Below are 24,035 nucleotides of genomic sequence, written 5' to 3'. Positions count from 1 at the left end.
GGTCACTTACCACCCTCGAAGTGGGGGTTCTCCCAGATGATGGTGCCGCCCATGCCGAAGCCGATGCACATGGTGGTCAGGCCGTACCGGACGTCCGGGCGCTGCTCGAAGCGGCGGGCCAGCTGGTTCATCAGGCGCACGCCCGAGGAGGCCAGCGGGTGGCCGAACGCGATGGCGCCGCCGTACGGGTTGACCCGCTCGTCGTCGTCCGCGATGCCGTAGTGGTCCAGGAAGGCCAGCACCTGCACGGCGAACGCCTCGTTGACCTCGAACGCGCCGATGTCATCGATCGTCAGACCGGCCTTGGCCAGCGCCTTCTCGGTCGCCGGGACGGGGCCGATGCCCATCACCTCGGGCTCGACGCCCGCGAAGGCGAAGCTCACCAGGCGCATCTTGACCGGCAGGCCGAGCTCCTCGGCGACGTCCTCGGCCGCCAGCAGGGAGGCGGTGGCACCGTCGTTCAGACCGGCCGAGTTGCCCGCGGTGATGTTGCCGTGCGGGCGGAACGGGGTCTTCAGGCCGGCCAGGCTCTCCATCGTGGTGCCCGGGCGCATCGGCTCGTCGGTGGTGGCCAGGCCCCAACCGGTCTCGCCGATCTCGGCGTTGGTGTTCCGGATGGCGATCGGCACCAGGTCGGGCTGGATGTCGCCGTTGACGTACGCCTTGGCGGCCTTCTCCTGGGAGCGGACGGCGTAGGCGTCGCAGCGCTCCTTGGTGATGTGCGGGAACCGGTCGTGCAGGTTCTCCGCCGTCATCCCCATGAAGAGCGCCGACTCGTCGACCAGCTTCTCCGAGACGAAGCGCGGGTTCGGGTCCACGCCCTCGCCCATCGGGTGGCGGCCCATGTGCTCCACGCCACCGGCGACGACGATGTCGTACGCGCCGAAGGCGATGCCGCCCGCAGTGGTGGTGACGGCGGTCAGCGCACCGGCGCACATCCGGTCGATCGCGTAGCCCGGGACGGACTTCGGCAGACCCGCGAGCAGCGCGGCGGTCCGGCCGATGGTCAGGCCCTGGTCGCCGATCTGGGTCGTGGCCGCGATCGCGACCTCGTCGATCCGCTCGGTCGGCAGGTTCGGGTTGCGGCGCACCAGCTCACGGATGCACTTGACGACCAGGTCGTCGGCGCGGGTCTCGTGGTAGATGCCCTTCGGGCCGGCCTTGCCGAACGGGGTGCGGACGCCATCGACGAAGACGACGTCCCTCGAGGTACGAGGCACGGGGCTCTCCTCCAGGGGACACGACAGTGGGTGCAGTCCTCAACCCACGACGGGAGGCGGCGCTGCTTCACCAGCCATGCTACCCGCCGGTAACTACCTTGCCCATAGCTCCACGGCATGTGTCCTCGGTCACGGGCCGCAGCAGCCCGGCAGGCCGAGGGCCCAGGGGCGCGGGGCGACGCACGACCGCCGGCCGGGCATGCGCCCAGGGGCGCGAGGCCCTGCTGATGTGCGGCTCCGCCGTGTGGGCGCGCGACGAGAAGGCGGCCCACCTGCAACCGGCTGACGGTGGGTCAGTCGCAGGTGAGCCGCCTTCCGGCTCGGGTGGTTCCCCGCGCCCCCGGGCGCGTGCCCGGCGTGCCTGCCGACTAGGCCTCCGGGGTGGGCACCTTGGCGTTGGCGAAGGCGTCGGCGACGGCCGCGCCGATCACCTCGGTCTGCCACTGGCGGGCGCCGAGCCGGCGGAAGGCGGCGATCACCGCGTCCGTGTCGGCCGGGACCGGCGGGTCCCAGGAGACCCGGCGGACCAGGTCGGGGGTGATCAGGTTCTCGGCCGGCAGGTGGTGCTGCTCGGCCAGCGCCGTCACGGCGGCCCGTGCACCGGAGAGCCGGGCCGCCGCCATCGGGTCCTTCTCGGCCCAGGCCCGCGGCGGCGGAGGTCCGTCGTGCGGGGCGGTGGCGGGCGGCAGTTCGTTCTCCGGGATCTCCCGGGCCCGCTGCAACGCGGCCAGCCAGAGCTCCAGCTGACGGCGGTTCACCCGGGGGCCGAAGCCCTGGACGGCCTGGAGTGCGGGAGCGTTCAGCGGCATGGCGAGCGCGGCGTTCACGATCGCGGCGTCGGAGAGCACCCGCCCGGGCGAGACGTCCCGGTCGCGGGCGGCCTGGTCGCGGGCCTGCCAGAGCTCGCGGACGGCGGCCAGCTGCCGGCGGCGGCGGACCTTGTGCAGCTGGGAGGTGCGGCGCCAGGGGTCGGTGCGCGGCGCGGGCCGGGGGGCGGCGGCGATCGCGGCGAACTCCTCGCGGGCCCAGCCGAGCTTGCCCTGGGCGTCCAGCTCCCGTTCGAGTGCGTCGCGCAGCTCGACCAGCACCTCGACGTCCAGGGCGGCGTACCGCAGCCACGGCTCGGGCAGCGGACGGGTGGACCAGTCCACCGCCGAGTGCTCCTTGGCCAACGACAGCCCGAGCACGCTCTCGGTCATCGGGCCGAGGCCGACCCGGGGGAAGCCGGCGATCCGGCCGGCCAGCTCGGTGTCGAACAGCACCTTCGGCTTCATGCCGACCTCGGCCAGGCAGGGCAGGTCCTGGGTGGCGGCGTGCACGACCCACTCGGTGTCGGCGAGCGCGGCGCCCAGCTCCGAGAGGTCGGGGCAGGCGATCGGGTCGATCAGTGCGGTGCCGGACCCCTTGCGGCGCAGCTGGATCAGGTACGCGCGCTGGCCGTAGCGGTAGCCGGAGGCCCGCTCGGCGTCGACGGCGACCGGGCCGGTGCCCGCCGCGAAGGCGGCGACGGTCGCGGCGAGCGCGGTCTCGTCGGCCACCACGGGTGGGAGCCCCTCCCTCGGTTCGAGGAGCGGGACCGGGGCTGTCTCTTCTGGGGTGGCTACGGCGTCGGTCACCCACCAAGGGTACGACGCCCTCCGCATGCAGGTAGGTCCCCGGAGGTGCTCGGGGGCGAGGGGGCGCGATCGGGGGCACGGGGCCCGGCCGGTGTGCGGCTCCGCCGCCCCGCGGGCGGCGCTGTCCGCGGCTGAGCCACCGTCATCCGCGGGCGGGCGCCGCCGTTCCCCGCACCGGTGCGGCCGGGCCGCTCGCCGGCCGGGCCCGGCGTCGCCGGGCCGAGCGCCGTGGTCCGCCGGTCCGACCCGCTCCGCGCAAGGAAGGGGCCCGGAGGTGAAACGTTCCTCCGGGCCCCGAACTGGGGTGATGCGGGTGACGGGGTGTCAGTGGATGATGCCCGTGCGGAGGGCGACGGCGACCATGCCGGCCCGGTCCCCGGTGCCGAGCTTGCGGGCGATCCGGGCCAGGTGGCTCTTCACGGTGAGGGCGGAGAGGCCCATCGCGACGCCGATCGCCTTGTTGGACTGGCCCTCGGCGACCAGCCGGAGCACCTCGACCTCGCGGCCGGAGAGCTCGCGGTAGGTGGTCGGCTGCACGCCCGGCGCACCGGGGGCACCCGGGGCCCCGTGCGGTGCGCCCGTCGCGCCCGGCATCCCCGGCATGCCGGGCCGCCGCATCCGCCCGGCCAGCCCGCCCGCGCCGATCGGCAGGCCGGGGCGGCCCGGCATGGCGAGGTTGGTGCGGGTGCCGGTCACCACGTACCCCTTGACCCCGCCCGCGAGGGCGGAGCGGACCGCGCCGATGTCGTCGGCGGCGGACAGGGCCAGGCCGTTCGGCCAGCCCGCCGCGCGGGTCTCGGCGAGGATGGTGAGGCCGGAGCCGTCGGGGAGGTGGACGTCGGCGACGCAGATGTCGCGGGGGGTGGAGACCCGGGGCCGGGCCTCGGCGATCGAGGAGACCTCGATGACGTCACGGACACCGAGCGCCCAGAGGTGCCGGGTGACGGTGTTCCGGACGCGGGGGTCGGCGATGACCACCATGGCGGTGGGCTTCGTCGGACGGTAGGCGACCACGCTTGCGGGGTGTTCGAGAAGGACCGACACCGTGCCTCCAGGGGGAGTGGCGGACGCCAGCTCCTCGTCGCCGCCTCTGGCCGATGGGGGCGCTCGGAGTGTTCCGCGTTTGGAAAGGGTCACAGACACCTTCGGCATCAACCGTGCCCGGCTTTAGCGAAAGATCACGATCTAGTGAGTAACAATACGGACAAATCGCGCAGGTGAGTGAATGCGACATGCCACGGAATCGCACGGAAGCCGTCGCGTTCGGTACCTGTCCGGACCGACTCGCACGCTCAATTGACAGCAAGCGGGCGGGGATTCACACTCCGTCAGCCCTGGGAGTGGTGCCGTGCGCGGGAGCGGTCGGTCAACCGTCAGTGGGAGCGCGGGCGTCGGCGGGCCGGCATCGGGACCACTCCGCCGAGTGACGGTCCGTCGGAGACCGGCAGCGGTGCGGGGGAGACCGGAGGCAGGCCGGCGCAGCCGCAGAGCAGGTCGGCCCAGGCCGCGAGGTGCCGCTCGAAGCGGCCGTCGGCCGGGGTCCAGGAGGCCCGGACCTCGATCTCGGTGGAGGTCTCCCGGTCGGCGAGCGCGCCGAAGTACTGGGAGATGCCCCTGGTCACGGTGCCGCCGGCCTCGGCGTGGGCGGCGCCGTGGGCGTGCAGGGCGTCGGTCAGCCAGGCCCAGCCGACCTCGGAGAGCATCGGGTCGTCGGCCATCTCGGGCTCCAGCTCGGCCCGGGTCAGCGAGACCAGGCGGAACTCGCCGCGCCAGGCGTCCTGTCCGGCCGGGTCGTAGAGCAGCACCAGCCGGCCGTCGGCCAGCTCCTCGCCGTCCACCTCGACGGTCGCGGTCAGCGCGTAGGCGAAGGGTGCCATCCGCTTGGGCGCGGGGGCGGGGGAGAGCTGCACCTCGGGACGGAGTCTGGTGCCCGCGAGGGCCTCCACCGCCGCGCGGAACTCCACCGGAGCCGACTCCTTGCCTGTACCGCCACCCTGCGCCGGGTGCCCGTCGACCGCTGCCATGACCGAGAGCCTAGGTCGGCCGGGCCCGGAAGCCGAGTCATTTCGGCCGGTGTGGCGTGACGGTTGTCGGACTGTTCGTCAGCTGACACCCCGGGCCGGTCCGTTTCGTGCGAACCGACGGCCTCCGGCGGGCGGGCGGGGCCGGGCAGCGTGCGAAGATTCGGGGGTGAGTGAGACAACCGCTGCCCAGTCCGGTCAGGCCGCCGCGCACCGAGGCGCCGCGTACGACTCCGCCTTCCTCCGCGCCGCCCGCCGCGAGCCGGTGCCGCACACGCCGGTCTGGTTCATGCGCCAGGCCGGGCGCTCGCTGCCCGAGTACCTCAAGGTGCGCGAGGGCATCCCGATGCTCGACTCCTGCATGCGGCCCGAGCTGGTCAAGGAGATCACCCTCCAGCCGGTGCGCCGGCACCAGGTGGACGCGGCGATCTTCTTCAGCGACATCGTGGTGCCGCTCAAGGCGATCGGCATCGACGTGGACATCAAGCCCGGGGTCGGCCCGGTGATCGCGGACCCGATCCGCACCGCCGCCGACCTGGAGCGGCTGCGCCCGCTGGAGCCGGACGACATGCCGTACATCACCGAGGCGGTCGGCCTGCTGGTGGACGAGCTGGGCTCCACCCCGCTGATCGGCTTCGCCGGGGCGCCGTTCACCCTGGCCAGCTACCTGGTCGAGGGCGGTCCGTCGAAGAGCCACGAGAAGACCAAGGCCATGATGTACGGGGCCCCCGAGCTCTGGGCCGGTCTGGTCGACCGGCTCGCCGACATCACCGCGGCCTTCCTGAAGATCCAGATCGAGGCGGGCGCCTCGGCCGTCCAGCTCTTCGACTCCTGGGTCGGCGCGCTGGCCCCGGCCGACTACCGCCGCTCGGTGATGCCGGCCAGCACCAAGGTGTTCGACGCGGTGGCCGGCTACGGCGTGCCGCGGATCCACTTCGGCGTCGGCACCGGCGAGCTGCTCGGCCTGCTCGGCCAGGCCGGCGCGGACGTGGTCGGCGTGGACTGGCGGGTGCCGCTGGACGTGGCGGCCGAGCGGGTCGGCCCCGGCAAGGCGCTCCAGGGCAACCTCGACCCGGCGGTGCTCTACGCGCCGACCTCGGTGGTGGAGGCCAAGGCCCGCGAGGTGCTGGACGCGGCCGAGGCGATCGGCGGCGGCACCGGCCACATCTTCAACCTGGGCCATGGCGTGATGCCGAGCATGGACCCGGACGCGCTCTCCCGCCTGGTCGCCTACGTGCACGAGACCAGCGCGCGCTGACCCTGCCTGCGGTGAGAACCGTCTGACGGCCCGACCCCCGTGACGGGCCGTCAGACGGTGGTTCACTTCCCGGTGGCCTCCGGCGTCCCGGGCGATTCCGGTGCCTCGGAGGCCTGCGGTGCCTCGGGCGCCTGCGGGGCCGGGGCCGCCCACGGGTCGGTCTGCGGGCGCGCGGGCATCGCGGACGGGCGCGGCTCGGGCCGGGCCGGGCGCAGGGCGGCCAGCCGGCGCCGCAGCCGCCAGAGCAGGTAACCGATCGGCCCCAGCACCAGCGCGAACGGCGCGATGGCGGCCAGCACCATCAGCAGTCCCTTCACCAGCGCCACCAGGGCGTGCCAGCCACCGGCCAGCGCCCCGCCGACGCTCGCCCAGAAGCCGTCCTCCTTCTTCGCCGGCTTCACCGGCTCGGGCGCCTTCGCCGGGGTGTACACCTGGAGCGTGATGGTGGAGAGCGAGGTACGCGCCGACAACTCCTGCTGCCGCCGCTGCAGGGACTCCAGATCGGACTCGCGGCGGCTGAGCTCGCTCTCCAGCGAGACGATCTCGGAGAGCGTCTTGGCCTCCGCCATCAGCTTGCGCACCCGGTCCACGCTGGCCTGCTGGGTCTTCAGCCGGCTCTCCACGTCCACCACCTGCTGGGTGAGGTCGTCGGCCTGGCTGCTGCGCGACAGCACCTCGCCCAGCCCGGCCAGCCGGTCCAGCGTCTGCTGGAAGGCGGCCGAGGGCACCTTCAGGGTCAGCTTGGCGTCGGTCGGGGTGCCGTCGGCGGACTTGCCGCTGCCCAGCTGCTCCCCGGCCACGTAGCCGCCGGCCGTGCCCGCGGCGCTGCGGGCCTCGTCCAGCACCTTCGCCATCTCCTTGGTGCGGAGCGAGAGTTGGGCGCTGTAGGCGATCAGGCGGGGAGCCGAGACCTCCTGGCCCTGGCCATTCGCCGCCGCGCTCGGTGCCGCGTTCGGTGCGGCCGAGGCCCCGCCGGTGCCCGGCTTCGTGTCGGCCGGTGCCCCGGCCGCCTTCTCCGCGCCGCCGGGTGCCGCCGCCGGGGCGGCCATGTCCGCCGCCGAGGACTTGCCGCCGGCGCTGTCGTCCGAGGCGCTGCACCCGCCCAGCAGGACCGCCGCCGCCGTGGCCGCCCCCGCCACGGCCAGTGCCGCCCGTCTGCCTCCGTGCTGTCGTACCGTCATCTCCTGCTGCCCCTCCCGGTTCGTCCCTGTACGCCTTGGACGTGGCCGGGGCCCGCCGGGATCCGCTCCGCCGATCGCAAGTCCGTCACGGAAGAGTCTCGTTGAGGTCAGGGGCGGGCCGGCCCGGGGACGGTGGCCGCCAGGTACTCGGCCCAGGTGCGGCGGCCGTCCGCGTGCGCGGTGGTGTGCTCGCCCGCCCGGTACGCGGCGGCGGCCTTGCCCGGCAGCCGCACCTCCACCACCCGCTTGCGCCGCCCGGTGGCCCGCAGCCAGCCCTCGGCCAGCTCCCTCGCCCCGAGCACCTGCGGCCCGCCCAGGTCCGGCACCCGGCCGGCCGGGGCGGCGAGCGCCAACTCGACCAGCCGCTCGGCCACTTCGCCCTGGTCCACCGGCTGGCAGGCGGTCCCGGCCGGCACGAGCAGCACCGGGAGCTTGGCGAGTGCGCCGAAGGCGGTGGTGAGCAGGGCCGGGAACTGGGTGGCCCGCAGGTTGGTCCAGCCCAGGCCGCTCTCCGCCAGCAGCCGCTCGCCCTGCCACTTGATCCGGTAGTAGGGGTAGGGGATGCGGTCCACCCCGACGATCGAGATGTTCACGACGTGCTCCACCCCGGCCGCCCTCGCCGCCGCCAGCAGGTGCCGCAGGCCGGGCAGGTCGTTCTTCGGGTGCCGGATGTCGCTGGCGCAGTGCACCACCGCCCGCACCCCGGCCACCGCCGCCCCGACCCCCTCCCCCTTCGCCAGGTCCCCGACCACCCACTCCACCCCGTCCGCCCCGCCGCGCGCCCGGCGGCTCAGCGCCCGCACCGCGACCCCGCGCGCCACCAGCCGGGCCACCACCTCGCGCCCGAGCACCCCGCTCGCCCCGGTCACCAGCACCACGTCGGCCATCGTCATCTCCTCGCTCACCGTGTCCTTCGGGAGGGGGACGACGCAGCCCGCCGGAATGTGACAGCCTTTGGGCATGAGCGCGTTGCCCGACTGGATGTACGCACCCCGCGAAGAAGGTTGGTTCGCGGAGGACCTCGACCAGCTCACCGAGGCGCCCCGGCACACCGAACTGATCGATGGAGCGCTGGTCTTCGTGATGTCTCCGCAGCGGGCCTGGCACAGCCGGGTGGTCTCCGGACTGACCTTCGAGCTGGGACGGCAGGCTCCCGAGGGGCTGGACGTCGAGCGCGAGATGACGATCCGCCTCGACCGGAGGAACCGGCCGGAGCCGGACCTGCTCGTCAGCTCGGCCGCGTTCGACCCGGACCGCACCTGGTACGTGCCGTCGGACGTTCTGCTGGTGGTCGAGGTGGTGTCGCCGGAGTCGGCGGACCGGGACCGTCAGGTGAAGCTCCGCAAGTACGCCGAGGCCGGCATCGCCCACTACTGGCTGGTCGAGAGGGAGGATGCCCTCCCGGTCGTGTACGCGTACGAGCTTGACGTGGCGACCGGTGCCTACGAGTGCGCCGGGGTGTTCCGTGAGGTGCTGGCCCGTCCCGCCCCGTTCCCCGTTGCCGTCGACCTGAGGGTGCTGCTGTCCGGGCGACGCCCTGATTGATGGGATTTGGGTGAGCTCTGCGAGGATGCGGGCATGGCAGAGCTTCGGGTCGTGGTGGTCGGTGGCGGGATCGCCGGGCTGACGGCGGCGTGGTTGGCGAGCGGGGCGGCTCGGGTCACGTTGCTGGAGGCCGGGGAGCGGTTCGGCGGGAAGTTGCGGGGCGGGGAGGTCGGCGGGGTCCGGGTGGACCTCGGGGCCGAGTCGATGCTGGCCAGACGGCCGGAGGCGGTGGAGCTGGCCCGGGAGGTCGGGCTGGCGGGGGAGTTGGAGCCGCCGACCACCGCGAAGGCGGGGATCTGGACCAGGGGCGAGCTGAGGCCGCTGCCGGCCGGGCAGTTGATGGGCGTGCCGGGCGACTTGGCGGCGCTGGCCGCGTCCGGGGTGCTGACCGAGGAGGGGCTGCGCCGGGCCGGACGGGACGGCGAGGCCGGGGAGATCGGGGCCGACGTCTCGATCGGGGCGTACGTGGCGGCCAAGCTGGGCCGCGAGGTGGTGGAGCGGCTGGTGGAGCCGCTGCTCGGCGGGGTCTACGCCGGGCACGCCGACGAGATCTCGCTGCGCGCCGCCGTGCCGGCCCTGCTGCCGATCGCCCAGCGCGGCGGCCCGCTGGCCGAGGGGGTGCGCGAGCTGACCTCCCGGCCGAGCGCGGGCGGTCCGGTCTTCCAGGGGCTGCGCGGTGGTCTCGGCACCCTGCCGGAGGCGGTCGCGGCGGCGGCCCGCAGGAACGGCGCCGAGCTGCGCACCGGCAGCCCGGTCGAGGAGCTGCGCCGCACCCCGGAGGGCTGGCGGATCGTCAGCAACGGCGAGGTGCTGCACGCCGACCGGGTGGTGCTGGCGGTCCCGGCCCCGGTCGCGGCCAAGCTTCTGGTGGACGAACTGCCCTCGGCCGCAGCCGAGTTGAGCCAGGTCGAGTACGCCGGGATGGCGCTGGTCACGATGGCCTTCCGGCGCGCCGACCTGGCCGGCGCCGGGCTGGCCGGCAGCGGCTTCCTGGTGCCCCCGGTGGACGGCCGCCGGATCAAGGCGTCCACCTTCTCCTCCAACAAGTGGGGCTGGCTGGAGCGCTCGGCCCCGGACGAGTTCCTGCTGCGCACCTCGCTGGGCCGGCACCGGGAGGTGGCGGTGCTGGAGCTGCCGGACGAGGAACTGGTCGGCCGGTCGCTCGCCGATCTGGCCGAGGCGGTCGGGCTGCGGGCCCGCCCGTACGACACGGCGGTGACCCGCTGGCCGGGCGGGCTGCCGCAGTACCCGGTGGGTCATCTGGACCGGGTGGCCCGGATCCGGAGCGCGGTGGCCGGCCTCGGTGGCCTGGCCGTCTGCGGGGCGGCCTACGACGGCGTCGGCATCCCGGCCTGCATCGCCAGCGCCCGCCGGGCCGTCAACGAGATGGTGACCCCGGCGGCCGGGGCACCCGTCAGGGAAGGGAGAATGGGCGCATGAGTGAGTCGACCGAACAGCCCGTTAAGAAGAAGGCCCGCGACCTCAACCAGGTCATCCGCTACACCATGTGGTCGGTGTTCAAGCTCAGGAGCGAGCTGCCCGAGGACCGGGCCGCGCTGGCCTCCGAGGTGCAGGAGCTGTTCGACCAGCTCGACGCCAAGGACGTGACGGTGCGCGGCAGTTACGACGTCTCGGGCCTGCGCGCCGACGCCGACCTGATGATCTGGTGGCACGCGGAGAGCTCGGACGACCTCCAGGAGGCGTACAACCGCTTCCGCCGCACGGGCCTCGGCCGCCACCTGGAGCCGGTCTGGTCCAACATGGCGCTGCACCGCCCGGCCGAGTTCAACAAGTCGCACATCCCGGCCTTCCTGGCCGACGAGCAGCCGCGCGAGTACGTCTGCGTGTACCCGTTCGTCCGCTCCTACGAGTGGTACCTGCTGCCCGACGAGGAGCGCCGGGCCATGCTCGCCGAGCACGGCAGGATGGCCCGTGGCTACCCGGACGTCCGGGCCAACACGGTGGCCTCCTTCGCCCTCGGCGACTACGAGTGGCTGCTCGCCTTCGAGGCGGACGAGCTGCACCGGATCGTGGACCTGATGCGCGACCTGCGCCCGTCCCGGGCCCGGCTGCACGTCCGCGAGGAGGTGCCGTTCTACACCGGCCGCCGCAAGCCGATCGCGGAGCTGCTGAACGGTCTGGCCTGAGCGTCCGGCAGTCGGAGGGGCCCGCCACCGGCGGGCCCCTCCGACGTTCCGTCAGTACCGCAGCGCCGCCCGCAGCCGGGCGTCCGGCAGGGCCGCCGGGCCGACCACCGCGACGGCGGTGAGCACCGCGTCGTCGGTGGAGCGGGCGCCCAGGGCCGGGCGCGGGATGTGCACCGCGTCCAGCACGTCCTGCCCGGCGGGAGTGGCCCAGCGGGTGTAGGGGTGGACGTCGACCCGGGCCATCAGCAGGGTGCCGCTGGTGAGGATCAGGGGCAGCGAGAACCAGGCCACCGCGGAGCCGGCGTCCCCGGTGCCGGGCGCGGAGAGCGCCAGCGCGCCGCCCAGCAGCAGCACCGAGAGCACCAGCGCCTGCCGGACCTGACGCACCGCCAGTGCGGTGCTGTCCCGCACCACGGCGGGGGTGGCCAGGCCGGCCTGGACCAGCCGGCCGCCGATCTCCAGCACCGCCGGGTGCCGGGCCAGCCCGTCCCGCAGCCGTCCGGTCGGGCACTGACCGTCCGGGCCGATCTCCTCGATCACCGCCCGCTCCAGCCGGGTCCGCCCGTGCGGGTCGGCCACCGAGGTGAAGCCGGTGTGCGCCAGGTGCAGCCGCCCGCGCGCGGCCATCAGCACCAGGGCCAGGTCCACCACCCGGGTCGGCCCGCCGGCCAGGTAGGCGGTCTCGTGCAGGCCCACCCCGACCGGCTCGGCCGGGTGCGGCCGGGCGGCCCCGGTCAGCGAGTCGGCGGTGGCTGCGGCCCGGACCAGCCGCAGGCAGGAGAGCACGGCCGCGAGTAGGGCTGGGAGGAGCAGGAGCAACCACATGGGTTTCGTTCTAGACCGCCCCGCGCCGCCGACGGAACGGGTTTGCGGATCGCGATACCGAACTGTGACACTCCGCCGGTTTCACCGGCCGTGCACACCGCCTGCACGCAGCAACCGCAGGTCACCGCAGGGTGACGGGTCCTCAGTCCCCGCCGCCCCCGCCGCTGTCCCCACCGCCGCCGTGACTGCCGCCGTCCCCGCCCCCGTGACCGCCGCCCCCGTGGCCGCCGTCGAAGCCGTGGCCGGCTCCGGAGTCGCCGCCGTCCGTCCGGGCGCCGGACCAGGAGCCGGCCGAGGAGCCGTGGTCGGCCCAGGAGCCGTCCGTCGCCCCGCCCACCGGGTCGTCGGGGGAGTCCGGCGTGTACCAGTGGTAGAGCATCAACTCGCCCACCGCGTAGCCGGTCTCGCCGAACTGCTCGGCCCCGGCCGCCGGGAGCGAGGCGGCGACCGGCCCGACGGCGTCCCGCAGCCGCTCCAGCAGCGAGCGCCCGGACGGGGTGAGCGCCGACGGGTCGGGGGCGGTCCTCCGGTGCCAGAGCGCGCCGGCCACCAGCAGCAGTGCGAAGCCGCCGAGGGTGGGCAGCACGGGGTGCCCCACGATCAGCAGCCGGAGCCAGCCGACCGCCCCGAGCAGGGTGGCCAGGGCCAGAGCGCCCTGGAGGTCGCGGCGGCGCACCCGGACGGCCCGCACCGGGCGGGGGTCGTACAGCAGCCCCCGCTCGACCAGCCGGGTCCCGATCCGGCGGACGGCGTGACTGGTCGTCAGGGCGCGCCGGACGGCGAACGCCGGGGCCCGGCCGCGCGGACCGGTCTGCCGCACCAGCTCGGCCTCCACCGGGTCCGCCGAGTGCCGCCGGACGACGGTGAGCAGCCCGTCCCGGGAGATCACCAGCCGTCCGTCGTCCCGCATCCGGATGATCACGGTGTCGGCCACCAGGCCGGGCCCGCCGCGCAGATGGGCCAGCTCCAGCTCGGGCAGCTCGGCGCCGGTCCGCCGCAGCGGTGCGCGCCTGCGGGTCAGCCGGATCTTGGCGGCGGTGGCCCGTAGGCCGGTGGCCGCCACCAGGGCGGTGGCGGCCAGCAGTTCGGCGTAGGGGAGCGGCCCGGTCATCTCAGCTGCCCCCGCAGCCGCCGCCGCCACAGCTGCTCCCGCAGCTGCTGCCCGAGGAGGAGCCACAGCTGGAGCCGGACGAGGAGCCGCAGGACGAGGAGGACGAGCCGCAGCTGCTGGAGGAGGACCCGCAGCTGCTGGAGGAGCCGGGGTCGGAGGAGGAGCACCAGGTGGAGGCGCCCGAGTCCGAGGAGGAGGTGGAGCCCGAGCTCGCGGCCCGGGCCCGGGCCGCCAACTCCTCGGCCTCCATGGCGTCCCGCAGCTGCGAGTCGTCCAGCGCGCCCACCCCCTCCAGCGCGACCGCGCCGAGCAGCACCGCCCCGCCGGCCATCGCGGCCTCGTGCGGCTGCCAGGGGCTGCCGGTGCGGATCAGGTCCAGCTGGCGCACTCCGGCGGGGGTGATCCGGGCCCGCTCCGGCTTGCTGACGGCCAGCCAGAACAGGCCCACCAGCAGCAGGCCGAGGAACGGGAAGAACGGTGCGGTGCGGGCGCCCTGCTCGGCCGCCGAGAGGCCCAGCCAGCCGACCGCGGCCAGCACGCCGAGGCCGATCACCAGCAGCTGGACGAACCAGAACAGCCGACGTGCGGTCCGCGCCTTCCGGTGCAGGTCGGGCCGCCGCATCAGCCCCCGGGCGGCCAGTCCGTCGCCGATCCGCTGGACGTGTTCGCTGCGCGCCAACTCGCGCCGCAGCGTGGAGAGTTCCGTACGGCCGGAGGAGCCGGCCGCAGCGATCAGGGTGGCCTCCACCGCGTCCTGGGCGTTCCGGTTGGTGATCGTCACCCGGCCGGAGCGGGAGACGATCAGCCGACCCTCCCGCTGCATCCGGACGATCACGGTGTCGACCACCCGGGCCGGGCCGCCGGACAGGAAGGCGGCGTCCAGCAGCGGCTGGCCCCGGCCGGGCAGACCCTGCGGCAGCGGGACGTGGCGCATCCTGCGCAGGGCCTTCTGGGCGTTGTACCCGGCGAGCAGCTGGGCGGCGGCGGCGATGCCGAACTCGGCGTACCACATGGTGGGGTCCCCCGTACGTGAAGTGGTGCGTGTGGCGGGCAGCGCCGCACTCGGGGCGGCGGTCTGCGGTGGCCGGGTGTGGGACCGGCCGGTGGTGTGGTCCGTGCTGGCCGGGTGTGGGACCGGCCGGTGGTGTGGTCCGCGGTGGCCGGGTGTGGGGCCGGCCGGTGGGGTCGGAATCCCCTGCGGAGTGGTTCAGTCGGTGCGTGCGCCGGCCCGTTGCCACCAGCGGCGGCGGGACGGCCCGGCCGGCCGGAGCAGGCGTTCCAGGGCCGGGTGCCAGGCGGCCTGCGGCTCGGTGGCCAGCGCCCACTCGGCGAAGGCCCGGGCGTCGGCCCGGTAGCCGGTGGTCATCGGGTGGGCCTCGGCGTACCGGACGAAGAGCCCGCCGTACTCGTGGCCCAGCGCGCGCTCCAGCTCCGGCTCCACCCGGGCGACGGTGTCCCGGCGCTTGTGCAGCAGGCCCCGGGCCTGGGTGCGGACCTGCGTCTCGTCGAAGCCGGCCGGCACCGGCGCCCCGGCCAGCAGGCAGTCCAGCAACTCGGCCTGGCGCCGGGCGAGTTCGGCCCGGGCGAGGATCAGTGCGGGATCGGTGGACGGCTCGGGGGCGCCCCCCGGCCGGATGAGGTACTCGTAGTGCTCAGACACGGTGCGCCTCCCCTTCCAACACCCTTCGGATCGCGTCGAGTTCGCCCGCCAGCTCGGCGGGCGGCGGGAAGTTCTCGTCCCGCTCCAGCAGCACGCCCGGCGGCACCGCCCGGGCCCGCAGCTCGGCCAGCACCTCCAGCACCGGGGCGGTCACCGGGTGGGCGTGGGTGTCGTGCCAGACCCCGTCCCGCTCGATCCCGCCGGCCACGTGCACGTAGGCCAGCGCCTCCAGCGGCAGCCGGTCCAGCTCGGCGGCCACGTCCAGGCCCAGGTTGACCCGGTTGGTGTGCAGGTTGGCCACGTCGATCAGCAGCCGCACCCCGGTCCGCTCGACCAGCTCGGCCAGGAACTCACCCTCGGTCAGCTCGTCGTCCGGCCAGGCCAGGTGGGCCGCGATGTTCTCCAGCGCCAGTGGCACCGGCAGCTCCTGCTGGGCGATCCGGACGTTCTCCGCGATCACCCGCAGCGCGTCCCGGGAGCGCGGCACCGGCAGCAGGTGCCCGGCCTCCCGGCCACCGGCCCGGACGAACGCCAGGTGCTCGGTGACCAGCGGCGAGCCGAGCGCCTGCGCGGTGAGCGCCAGCCGCTCCAGCCGGGCCCGGTCCGGCAGGTCGGCCCCGCCCAGGCCCAGCGCCACGCCGTGCGGCACCACCCGGACGCCGCGCTCGCGCAGCGCGGTGAGCGAGGGCGGCAGCTCCCCGGCCCGGAGCTCGTCCGGGCAGAGGTTCTCCGCCACCACCTCGACCCAGTCCAGGCCGGGCAGCCGCTCGACCACGGTGTCGATCTCGGGCCGCCAGCCCACGCCGACCCCGAGCCGGGGGAGCGCCACTGCGGTGGAAGTCATCTGATCCGCCCCCTTCGGAGGGCCGCGCCGAGAGCCGGCGTCGTTCTGGATTCGGTCGGTCCGGCGGCTCCTTCGCGCGCCGTCCCGCTGCCTGAGGATGTATCCCGCCGGGGCGGCTGCCAACCCGCACCAGCCATTCTCAGAGCTGAACTTGAGCTTTCCGCCGGCGGGGGGAATTTCAGTGGCCCGCAGGTGGCCGGAAGGCTACGGTCGGCATCCTATGACCCTGATCATCCGTGACTTCCACCCGGTCGACGCCGAGGCCGCCGCCCACGCCCACAGCGCCGGCCGCCCGCACGTGGTGATGTCCCCGCGGGCCCTCCGGCACCTGGTCACCGCCGCCGCTCCCGAGGAGCACTACCGGCTGCTGGTCGGCGAGTGGGAGGGCGAGGTGGCCGCCATCGCACGGGTCGGCCTGCACGCCCACTCCTCGACCGGCGGCCGGGGCTTCGCCCACCTGAGCGTCGCCCCCGAGGCGCGCGGCCGGGGTCTGGCCACCGCCCTGCTCGCGGAGGCCGAGCGGCACCTCACCGCGCACGGTGCCACCCGGATCACCGCCTGGACGGCCGACGACCCGGCCTCCACCGGCTTCGCCGAGCGCCACGGCTACCACCGGGGCCGCTCGGTGCACTTCGCCCACCTCGACCTGCGCACCCTGGAGCACCCCGTCCCACCGCTGCCCGAGGGCGTCGAACTGCGCACCGCCGCCGACTACGCGGACGACCCGCGCCCGCTGTTCGAGATCGACGTGGCGGGCACCGAGGACGAGCCGGGCGGGACCGACTACGCCAACCTCGCCTACGAGCAGTGGCTGGCGGAGGAGTGGCAGGCGCCGGACCTGAACCGCGAGCTCACCACCGTGCTGGTGGCGGACGGCCGCACCGTCGGCTTCACCGCGGTGCACAGCACCGGCACCCGGTACTGGTCCAACTTCACCACCGTGGCGGCCACCCACCGGGGCCGGGGTCTGGCCGGGCTCGCCAAGACCGACTCCCTGCACCGGGCGGTCGCGGCCGGGCTGACCGACGCGTACACCGGCAACGACGCGACCAACGCGCCGATGCTGGCGGTCAACGACCGGCTCGGCTACCGGCGGTGCGGCACCGAGTGGCTGTACGCCAAGGACCTCCCGGCCGCCGGGGCCTGACCGGCCGTCAGCCCACGTCCACGCCGTGCGCCCGGGCCAGGCCGGCCAGCCCGTCCGACCAGCCCTGGCCCACGGCGCGCAGCTTCCAGGCGCCCCGGTGCCGGTAGAGCTCGGCCACCAGCATCGCCGAGACGCCCGGCTCGGCCGGCGGCTCGAACGACCAGCGGCTGCCGTCCGCCGCCCGTACCTCCAGCTCGGCCCGCTCCAGCTCGGCGCAGGTCGCGGTGGAGTCGGCGTCCATGTTCACCGACACCGCGATCCGGTGCACGGCGGTCGGCAGGGCGGGCAGCCGGACCACCGCCGACTCGGCCAGCAGGCCGTCGCCCTGACGCTCCTTCGGGTCCAGCCGCACCGCGCCCCGCTCAGCGGTGGGCTGGTGGTAGAAGACGAAGTCCTCGTCGGTGCGGACGGTGCCGTCCTCGGTGAGCAGCAGCAGCGTCAGGTCCGCCTCCGGCCCGGCGGAGCGGAAGCGCACCGCGAGCTCGGCCAGCCCGGCGGTGGGCAGCGGCACGTTCTGACCCGGGGTCAGGGTGGCGGCCTGCGGCGCGGGCAGCACGGTGGTGGCCGCCTCCCGGGGCAGCACCTCGCGGGGCAGCACCTGGGTCGCGTCCTCGGACCCGGCCGGTGCGCCCGGTACGCCCGCACCGGCCGGCCCGGCGGGCCGCGGCGGATGTGCGGGCCGGGGCGGGACCACGGGGCCCGCCGGGCTCCCCGCCGCGTCCTCCGGTGTGCCGCCGAGGCGGCCCGGCAGGCCGTGCTGGTGCAGCAGCGAGAGCAGCATCGGCCCGTCCACCAGGGTCAGCGGCTTGCCCTCGACCCAGCGGTACGAGTCCGGGCCGAAGCCGGCCGTGGTGACCAGGATCCCCTTCTTCGCGCCGTGGTGGACCCGGGTCGCGTCCAGGTCCCGGACGGCCGTCGGGTCCACCGTGCGGCGGTAGCGCTTGGCCTGGATCACGATCAGACCGCCCGTGACCGGGTCCGGGTCCTCGGCGACCACGTCCACCCCCTGGTCCCCGCTGCGTGCCGTGGTCCGGGTGACCAGGCCGCGCCGCCGGAACAGCTCGGCCACCAGCTCCTCGAAGTCCAGCGGGTCCATGGTGAACAGGTCGGGCCCGTCCGTCCCCGGCGGCGGCCCCTGGTAGTCGCCGACCTGCCCGGCCAGCCGCTCGGTGCGCACCTGCTCCAGCTTCTCGGGCTTGGCCGACAGCCGCCCGCGCAGCCCGTCCAGCAGGCAGTCCAGCGGCTCCACCCGGTCCAGCGAGACCGCCCGGAAGTCCTCCTGACGGACCGTCACCGCGACCAGGTAGCGCTGCTCCAGCCGGCCGCTGGCCGGATCGGCGCCCTCCACGTACCCGTTCACCACCACCGAGCCCAGCAGCCGCCGCTCGTCCGCGCCGAACACCTCGGCCAGCACCCGCAGCACGCACTGGGCCAGCAACTCCCGGTACAGCGCCTTCCGTTCGGACCCCGAGCGGGCCACCTCGGACTCCCGGTCCTCGCCCTTCGCGTACCGCACCCGGGCCACCGCCGGGACCACCTCGAAGGCCGGCAGCTCCCAGTCCACCACCAGCTGGCGGGTCGCCGCGTCCCAGGCCACCTCGCAGCCGCGCGGGAACTCGGCCGGCCAGTCCGCCCGGCTGTGCAGGGCGGTCTCGAACAGCTCCGCCACCGCCCCCGGCGCACCGGCCGCCAGGTCCGCCGCCAGCCGGCCCGCCTGGCCCGCCCGGTCGGCGGCGAGCCGCCGGTTCTCCGCCACCCAGGCGTCGTACTGCCCCCGGTACGCGGCCAGCCGGGCCTGCCGCTCGCCCTCCGCGCGCTGCGCCGCGTGCCAGTCGTACTCGAACCGGGCCCGGGCGTGCGCGGCCTGCTCGTCCCAGTGCCGCTGCGCCGCCCGGTCGTACGCCTGGGGCCCCGTCAGCGGCGGTACCCGGTACCAGTTCTGATCCGGCATCGGCACCGGCTGCCCCAGCGGCCCCGGGTCGAAGGCCGGCGGCCGGAACGCCCCCTGCACGTCACCCAGGACGAAGGCCGGCCCGGCCAGCCCCTGGGCCAGCACCCCGCGCAGCTCGGCCACCCGCTCGTCCAGCTCGGCCGTCCGCCGCGCGGCGTCCGCCTCCCGCCCCTGCTGGTACGCCCGCAGGGCCTGCCGCTCACCCTGGGCGGCGGCCCGCTGCGCCTCCCGCTGCTCCCGCTCGAACCGCCGCTGCGCCTCGGCCGCCGCCCGGCGTTGTTCCTCCTGCCGGCGGGCCTGCTGCCGCTGCGCCTCCGCGATCATCGCCAACACCCCGGAGCCGCCTCGCCTGGCCATTCCCGTCCCCTCCCACCGACCCGAACGATCAAGTCTGGCACGCCCCCGGCGGTGCCTCCCGCCCCGGTCCGCGCCACCGGCCGGCCCGGCGGGGCCGCCCCGCCCAGCACAATGAGGGCTTGCGCCGGGCGAAGGGAAGGACGACGTGGACGTCACGCAGATCGAGCACACCGGACCGTGGACCGTCGAGGAGGTCCTGGCCCTGCCGGAGAGCCCGCACGGCCGGGTCGAACTGGTCGGTGGAGCACTGCTGCTCAGCCCGGATCCCGGCCTCCCGCACCGCCGGGCCGCCCTGCGGCTGGCCATGCTGCTGAGCCTGGCCGTCGACGAGGCGCAGGCCCCGCTGGAGGTGCTGGAGGCCGTCCGGCTGCGGGTCCCCGACGGCCTGCTGGTCCCGGACCTGGTCATCGCCGGCGGGGCCGGGGCCGGCCCCGCGCTCGGTGCGGAGGAGGCCGCCGTGGTGGTCGAGATCGCCTCGCCGGCTACCCGGGTCGCCGACCGGAAGCTCAAGCCCGCCCTCTACGCCGCGGCCGGCATCCCGCACTACTGGCGGGTCGAGCTCGACCCCGTGCCCCGGTTCCACCTCGGCCGCCTCGACGGCGGGCGCTACGCCGACCGCCTGGTCCAGCTCGGGGAGAGCACCGACCTGGACGACCCCTTCCCGCTCGACCTCGACCCGGCGGCGCTGCACCGCTGACGGAACGCACGGGCCCCCGGCCGGAAGCTCCGACCGGGGGCCCGTGCCTGCGGCTACTCCGTCGGACGGAGCGTCAGGGAGATGCTGTTGATGCAGTAGCGCTGGTCGGTCGGGGTGCCGTAGCCCTCGCCCTCGAAGACGTGGCCGAGGTGCCCGCCGCAGGCGGCGCAGCGCACCTCGACCCGCTTCATGCCCATCGAGGTGTCCTCGATGTACTGGACCCGGTCCTCGGCCAGCGGGGCGTAGTACGAGGGCCAGCCGCAGTGGCTGTCGAACTTGGTCTCGCTGCTGAACAGTTCGGTGCCGCAGGCGCGGCAGGAGTAGACGCCGACCGTCTTGGTGTCGGTGTACTCGCCGACGAACGGCCGCTCGGTGCCGGCCTCGCGGAGCACGTGGTACTCCTCGGGGCTGAGCTGCTCGCGCCACTCGGCGTCGGTCTTCTCGATCTCGTAAGCCATCGCGGACCTCCTTGGGTGTCAGGCAGAGGGTGCAACACCGGCGAGCCGGGAGACGATCTCCGGCCCGAGGTCGGTCACGTCGCCGGCGCCCATGGTGAGCACCAGGTCGCCCGGCCGCGCCAGTGCGGCGAGCACGGCCGGTGCGTCGGCGAAGACGTGCTCGGCCCGGACGTCGGCCCCGGCCCGCCGGGCGGCGTCGATGATCAGCTCGCTGGTGACACCGGGGACCGGGTCCTCGCGGGCCGGGTAGATGTCGAGCACCACCGAGGCGTCGGCCAGCGCCAGCGCCTGCCCCATCTCCTCGGACAGCTGCTGGGTGCGGGAGAACAGGTGCGGCTGGAAGACCACCAGCACCCGGCCGTCGGCGGCCTCCCGGATCGCCTCCAGGTCGGCGGTCATCTCGGTCGGGTGGTGCGCGTAGGAGTCGATCACCTGGACCCCGCCGGCCTCGCCCTTGAGCTGGAGGCGGCGCTTCACACCGGTGTAGGCGCCGAGCGCCTTGGCCAGGTCGGCGGCCGGCACGCCGAGCGCCGCGCCGGCGGCCAGCGCGGCCACCGCGTTGTGCGCGTAGTGGCGGCCGGGGACCGAGACGGTGAAGGTCAGCTCGGTGCCGTCCAGCAGGACCGTCACCTCGCTGGTCATGCCGTGCGGCGTGACGCCGAGCACCCGGACGTCCGCGCCCTCGGACTCGCCGTAGGTGACCACCTTCAGGCCGTCCCGGCCGCGGACCCGGGCGGTGAGCTCGCGGGCGCCCTCCTGGTCGGCCGAGACCACCAGGGTGCCGCCGGGCACGATCCGGCCGGCGAAGGTCTCGAAGGACTCGTGGATCTCGTCCATCGAGGCGTAGTTGGCGTGGTGGTCGAGCTCGACGTTGAGCACGATCGCCACCTCGGGCGCGTACTTGTGGAAGCTCCGGTCGCTCTCGTCGGCCTCGGCGACGAAGATCTCGCCGGCCCCGTGGTGGGCGTTGGAGCCCGGGCCGTCCAGGTCGCCGCCGATCGCGTACGAGGGCTCCAGGCCGAGCTCGCCGAGCGAGACCGAGAGCATCGAGGTGGTGGTGGTCTTGCCGTGGGTGCCGGCCACCGCCAGCGCGCGTCGGCCGCCCATCAGGGCGGCCAGCGCGTCCGAGCGGTGCACCACCGGGACGCCGCGCTCGCGGGCGGCCACCAGCTCCGGGTTGTCGGCCCGGATCGCGCTGGAGACCACCACGCTGCTCACCCCGGCGGGCAGGTTCTCGGCCGCGTGGCCGACCGCCACCTCGGCGCCGAACGCGCGCAGCGCCCGTACGGTCTCGGAGTCCTTGGAGTCGCTGCCGGAGACCCGGGCGCCGCGCACCGCGAGGATCTTCGCCAGGCCGGACATCCCCGCGCCACCGATGCCGATGAAGTGCGGGGCGTGCAGGTCGTGCGCGGCGTCGTTCAAGGAGTGCTCCGTCGTACCTCGGTGCTGTCAGGGGCAAGGACGATTCTGCCCTACCTCCGGCCCCGCCCCGTGCGGGCTCAGGAGTCGCTGGCGAACAGCTTGAGCACCGGCACCCCGACCTTGTGCCGGGCCTGCGAGGCCCAGTCCCGGTGGAAGAACTCCTCCACGAAGTGCGGCGAGGTCAGCACCAGCACCTCGTCCGCCCGGTGCTCCTCGACCACCTCGCGCAGCCGGTCCAGCGGATGTGCCTCGACCACCTCGCCGACCGCCGTGGCGCCGGCCCGTTCCAGATGGCGCAGGCTGTGCCGGAGCGATTCGCCCGCCAGGGTGGGGGCGTCCTCCTCCTCGCGCTCGTGCACCGCCTTGTCGAGATGGCCGAGGGCCACGTCGTCGAGGGCACGGAGCAGTTCGCCCTGCTTGCCGCGCGGCTGGATCAGGACGACGAAGGAGACCTCCTCCTCGCCGTGGAGCGTGGTGACCAGCTCCACGTCGGCGTCGGAGAGCGCCTTTTCGATCATCAGTACGGTCTTGAACACGTGCGTCCCTTCGCAGGTGCAGTCCCCCGGGCGGTGTCCGTTCCCGACTCCCATAGTGCCCGGAGGATGCTTTCCTCACGCTGCACACGCGCCACACGGGCCACGGTGCGATTCGGATCACGCGGGGGTGGGGGCGGAGCCCTCGGGGCGTAGGTATCGGGTGAAGAGGAAACCTTTCTGCTCGATCAATGAGACCAGCCGCATCGACTGCGTGTCAGACATTTCGGCATTGTGGAGGATTCGTGGCGCGTCGCCCCCGGTGAGGAGGGGGGCCACCGAGAGGCAGAGTTCGTCCACCAACCCCGCTGCCGTGAGCTGCCCGAGCAGCCGGGGGCCGCCCTCGGTGAGCTGCCTGGTCCAGCCCCGCGCGGTGAGCTCCCGCTGAGCCAGCGTCAGGTCCACGTCCCCCCTCCCGGCCACGATCAGGTCGGCCACCTCGGCGACCGCCGCGCGGGCCTCGGCGGGGGAGTCCTCGGTGGTGATCACCACCGTCCGGACCAGCGGCTCGGTGAACAGCGGGGCGGAGAGCGCCAGCCCCAGGCTCCGGCTGACGACCGCGATCACCGGGGCCGGTGCCTGCCCGGCCGCCGCCCGGGCCGCCGCGAACTCCCTGCGCGCCCGGGCCGGCCGGTACCCCTCGGAGCGGACCGTCTCGGCACCCACCAGCACCACGTCGGCGAGCGCCCGCAGCACCCCGAAGATCCGCTTGTCGGCGTCCCCCGACAGCCCCTCGGAGAGCCCGTCCAGCCGGGCCCCGCCGTCCAGTCCGGAGACCATGTTGGCCCGCAGCCAGGGGCGGCCGTGGTTCACCTGGTCGGGGTACGCGTAGACCTCGGCGAGCGCCTCCAGCGAGTGGAGGTCCTCGTACCTGACGCCGTTCGGACTGATCAGCTGCTGCATGAGGTCGAGTGTTCCACGGCCGGTACCCTCTACTAACGTGCCCGCAGCCTCCCGCCCCGATGCCATAGCGACCGACGGCCCGACCGTCGCCCCGATCGCGCTCACCTCCCGCCGGCCGGTCGTCCCGGCCGAGCGCCTGGTCGCCGAGATGGTGCCGCCGCCGCGCTTCGCCGGGGTGAGCTTCGGCAGCTACGACCCGGACCCGACGCAGCCCAGCCAGTACGAGGCGGTCCAGGTCCTGGAGGAGTTCGCGGCCGGCATCCAGGCGGCGAGCGCCCCCGCGAAGAAGGGCTGGTTCCGCCGCTCCGCCCCCGCGCCCACCGGCCCGGCCGGCGTCTACCTCGACGGCGGCTACGGCGTCGGCAAGACCCACCTGCTGGCCTCGCTCTGGCACGCCACCCCCGGGCCGAAGTCCTTCGGCACCTTCGTCGAGCTGACCAACCTGGTCGGCGCGCTCGGCTTCCAGACCGCGGTGCAGACCCTCTCGACCCACCGGCTGCTCTGCATCGACGAGTTCGAGCTCGACGACCCGGGCGACACGGTGCTGGTCTCCACCCTGCTCAGCCGCCTGGTGGAGAACGGCGTCAAGCTCTGCGCCACCTCCAACACGCTGCCCGAGAAGCTCGGCGAGGGCCGGTTCGCCGCCGCGGACTTCCTCCGCGAGATCCAGGGGCTCTCCGCGCACTTCCGCCCGCTCCGGATCGACGGCCAGGACTACCGCCACCGCGGCCTGCCGGACGCCCCGCCGCCCTACACCGACGAGGCCGTCACCTCGCGCGCGGAGGAGACCCCGGGCGCGGCGCTGGACGACTTCGACGCGCTGCTGGAGCACCTGAAGGTGGTCCACCCCAGTCGGTACGGGGCGCTGCTGGACGACGTGCAGGCGGTCTTCCTGCGCGGCGTGCACCAGGTCGACGACCAGTCGACGGCGCTGCGGCTGGTGGTGCTCGCGGACCGGATGTACGACCGAGAACTGCCGATCACCGCCTCGGGTCTGCCGTTCGACCGGGTCTTCCCGGAGGAGCTGCTGCGCGGCGGCTACCGCAAGAAGTACCTCCGTGCGATCTCCCGGCTGGTCGCCCTGGCCCGCGACAGTGCCTCCTAGGCAGGCGGTCCGGTAGGGCACGTGCTCGGGGGGC

Annotated in this window: 21 protein-coding genes and 1 pseudogene; 7 read left to right on the top strand and 15 right to left on the bottom strand. The window is 74.7% G+C overall.

Annotation, left to right across the window (positions count from 1 at the left end; translation table 11 throughout):
• Window positions 1-2 precede the first annotated feature (2 nt).
• The 4 genes from ACIRBX_RS28195 to ACIRBX_RS28180 all read right to left on the bottom strand — a co-directional run bounded on the left by ACIRBX_RS28195 (window position 3) and on the right by ACIRBX_RS28180 (window position 4,860).
• Entirely contained in the window at window positions 3-1,220 is a 1,218-nt protein-coding gene (locus ACIRBX_RS28195) for a thiolase family protein (RefSeq protein WP_402300762.1), read from the bottom strand.
• Window positions 1,221-1,588: 368 nt separating this feature from the next.
• A complete protein-coding gene (locus ACIRBX_RS28190; RefSeq protein WP_402300759.1) occupies window positions 1,589-2,836 on the bottom strand; it encodes an HRDC domain-containing protein in 1,248 nt (415 codons plus the stop codon).
• A gap of 324 nt (window positions 2,837-3,160) precedes the next feature.
• Window positions 3,161-3,880 (bottom strand): LuxR C-terminal-related transcriptional regulator, encoded by a 720-nt coding sequence (locus tag ACIRBX_RS28185; RefSeq protein WP_402300757.1) that lies wholly within the window; start codon window positions 3,878-3,880, stop codon window positions 3,161-3,163.
• Between the two features lie 329 nt (window positions 3,881-4,209).
• Complete coding sequence (locus tag ACIRBX_RS28180) at window positions 4,210-4,860, bottom strand: DUF3000 domain-containing protein (protein WP_402300755.1); 651 nt, start codon at window positions 4,858-4,860, stop codon at window positions 4,210-4,212.
• A 166-nt stretch (window positions 4,861-5,026) separates the two neighbouring features.
• Here ACIRBX_RS28180 and hemE point away from each other — a divergent pair, with 166 nt between their 5' ends.
• Window positions 5,027-6,115: a uroporphyrinogen decarboxylase gene (gene hemE / locus ACIRBX_RS28175; RefSeq protein ID WP_402300752.1), complete on the top strand. Its 1,089-nt coding sequence runs from the start codon at window positions 5,027-5,029 to the stop codon at window positions 6,113-6,115.
• Window positions 6,116-6,177: 62 nt separating this feature from the next.
• Here hemE and ACIRBX_RS28170 read toward each other — a convergent pair whose 3' ends face one another.
• Together ACIRBX_RS28170 and ACIRBX_RS28165 are read right to left on the bottom strand one after the other, a co-directional pair.
• Window positions 6,178-7,296 carry a DUF4349 domain-containing protein gene (locus ACIRBX_RS28170; protein ID WP_402300749.1) on the bottom strand — a complete coding sequence of 373 codons (1,119 nt, stop codon included), beginning with the start codon at window positions 7,294-7,296 and terminating at the stop codon, window positions 6,178-6,180.
• Window positions 7,297-7,403: 107 nt separating this feature from the next.
• Window positions 7,404-8,201, bottom strand: a complete 798-nt coding sequence (locus tag ACIRBX_RS28165) for an SDR family oxidoreductase (RefSeq protein WP_402300747.1) — start codon at window positions 8,199-8,201, stop codon at window positions 7,404-7,406.
• A gap of 55 nt (window positions 8,202-8,256) precedes the next feature.
• On the opposite strand from ACIRBX_RS28165, the gene ACIRBX_RS28160 reads away from it, so the two are divergent.
• Genes ACIRBX_RS28160 through hemQ form a run of 3 tightly spaced genes read left to right on the top strand, consistent with a single transcriptional unit; the run spans window position 8,257 to window position 10,988 of the window.
• The gene (locus tag ACIRBX_RS28160) at window positions 8,257-8,841 is read left to right on the top strand and encodes a Uma2 family endonuclease (protein ID WP_402300746.1); all 585 of its coding nucleotides are present in this window, start codon (window positions 8,257-8,259) and stop codon (window positions 8,839-8,841) included.
• Between the two features lie 33 nt (window positions 8,842-8,874).
• Window positions 8,875-10,281 (top strand): protoporphyrinogen oxidase, encoded by a 1,407-nt coding sequence (gene hemG / locus ACIRBX_RS28155; RefSeq protein WP_402300744.1) that lies wholly within the window; start codon window positions 8,875-8,877, stop codon window positions 10,279-10,281.
• Window positions 10,278-10,988 (top strand): hydrogen peroxide-dependent heme synthase, encoded by a 711-nt coding sequence (hemQ, locus tag ACIRBX_RS28150; protein WP_402300742.1) that lies wholly within the window; start codon window positions 10,278-10,280, stop codon window positions 10,986-10,988. Before hemG ends, hemQ begins: the two co-directional genes overlap by 4 nt.
• 51 nt (window positions 10,989-11,039) lie before the next feature.
• Here the strand turns inward: hemQ and ACIRBX_RS28145 are convergent, their stop codons facing one another.
• The 4 genes and pseudogenes from ACIRBX_RS28145 to ACIRBX_RS28130 form a co-directional block, all read right to left on the bottom strand.
• Window positions 11,040-11,813: a TIGR04222 domain-containing membrane protein gene (locus ACIRBX_RS28145; protein WP_402300740.1), complete on the bottom strand. Its 774-nt coding sequence runs from the start codon at window positions 11,811-11,813 to the stop codon at window positions 11,040-11,042.
• 142 nt (window positions 11,814-11,955) lie between these two features.
• On the bottom strand, window positions 11,956-12,924 hold the full coding sequence (locus ACIRBX_RS28140) for a TIGR04222 domain-containing membrane protein (RefSeq protein WP_402300738.1): 969 nt from the start codon (window positions 12,922-12,924) through the stop codon (window positions 11,956-11,958).
• 1 nt (window position 12,925) lies between these two features.
• Complete coding sequence (locus ACIRBX_RS28135; RefSeq protein WP_402300735.1) at window positions 12,926-13,936, bottom strand: TIGR04222 domain-containing membrane protein; 1,011 nt, start codon at window positions 13,934-13,936, stop codon at window positions 12,926-12,928.
• A 195-nt stretch (window positions 13,937-14,131) separates the two neighbouring features.
• Window positions 14,132-15,428: pseudogene (locus ACIRBX_RS28130) on the bottom strand (DUF692 domain-containing protein).
• Between the two features lie 220 nt (window positions 15,429-15,648).
• Here ACIRBX_RS28130 and ACIRBX_RS28125 point away from each other — a divergent pair.
• Window positions 15,649-16,575: a GNAT family N-acetyltransferase gene (locus ACIRBX_RS28125; RefSeq protein WP_402300732.1), complete on the top strand. Its 927-nt coding sequence runs from the start codon at window positions 15,649-15,651 to the stop codon at window positions 16,573-16,575.
• 7 nt (window positions 16,576-16,582) lie between these two features.
• Here ACIRBX_RS28125 and ACIRBX_RS28120 read toward each other — a convergent pair whose 3' ends face one another.
• A complete protein-coding gene (locus ACIRBX_RS28120; RefSeq protein WP_402300730.1) occupies window positions 16,583-18,883 on the bottom strand; it encodes a restriction endonuclease in 2,301 nt (766 codons plus the stop codon).
• Window positions 18,884-19,028: 145 nt separating this feature from the next.
• Between ACIRBX_RS28120 and ACIRBX_RS28115 the strand changes: the two genes are divergently transcribed.
• Window positions 19,029-19,580: a Uma2 family endonuclease gene (locus tag ACIRBX_RS28115; RefSeq protein WP_402300728.1), complete on the top strand. Its 552-nt coding sequence runs from the start codon at window positions 19,029-19,031 to the stop codon at window positions 19,578-19,580.
• A 53-nt stretch (window positions 19,581-19,633) separates the two neighbouring features.
• Here ACIRBX_RS28115 and msrB read toward each other — a convergent pair whose 3' ends face one another.
• The 4 genes from msrB to ACIRBX_RS28095 all read right to left on the bottom strand — a co-directional run bounded on the left by msrB (window position 19,634) and on the right by ACIRBX_RS28095 (window position 22,896).
• The gene (gene msrB / locus ACIRBX_RS28110; protein WP_402300726.1) at window positions 19,634-20,038 is read right to left on the bottom strand and encodes a peptide-methionine (R)-S-oxide reductase MsrB; all 405 of its coding nucleotides are present in this window, start codon (window positions 20,036-20,038) and stop codon (window positions 19,634-19,636) included.
• Between the two features lie 18 nt (window positions 20,039-20,056).
• Complete coding sequence (gene murC / locus ACIRBX_RS28105; protein WP_402300724.1) at window positions 20,057-21,460, bottom strand: UDP-N-acetylmuramate--L-alanine ligase; 1,404 nt, start codon at window positions 21,458-21,460, stop codon at window positions 20,057-20,059.
• Between the two features lie 77 nt (window positions 21,461-21,537).
• The gene (locus tag ACIRBX_RS28100) at window positions 21,538-21,996 is read right to left on the bottom strand and encodes an indole-3-glycerol phosphate synthase (protein ID WP_402300722.1); all 459 of its coding nucleotides are present in this window, start codon (window positions 21,994-21,996) and stop codon (window positions 21,538-21,540) included.
• 117 nt (window positions 21,997-22,113) lie between these two features.
• Window positions 22,114-22,896: a pyrimidine reductase family protein gene (locus tag ACIRBX_RS28095; RefSeq protein WP_402300721.1), complete on the bottom strand. Its 783-nt coding sequence runs from the start codon at window positions 22,894-22,896 to the stop codon at window positions 22,114-22,116.
• Between ACIRBX_RS28095 and zapE the strand changes: the two genes are divergently transcribed.
• On the top strand, window positions 22,895-24,001 hold the full coding sequence (zapE, locus tag ACIRBX_RS28090; RefSeq protein ID WP_402300719.1) for a cell division protein ZapE: 1,107 nt from the start codon (window positions 22,895-22,897) through the stop codon (window positions 23,999-24,001). The genes ACIRBX_RS28095 and zapE overlap by 2 nt on opposite strands.
• Window positions 24,002-24,035 lie beyond the last annotated feature (34 nt).

It is taken from the genome of Kitasatospora sp. NPDC096147, assembly GCF_044763225.1.
GTDB lineage: Bacteria > Actinomycetota > Actinomycetes > Streptomycetales > Streptomycetaceae > Kitasatospora.
The sequence above is the reverse complement of the archived record's forward strand: the minus strand, read 5'-3'. Positions and strand labels throughout refer to the sequence as shown.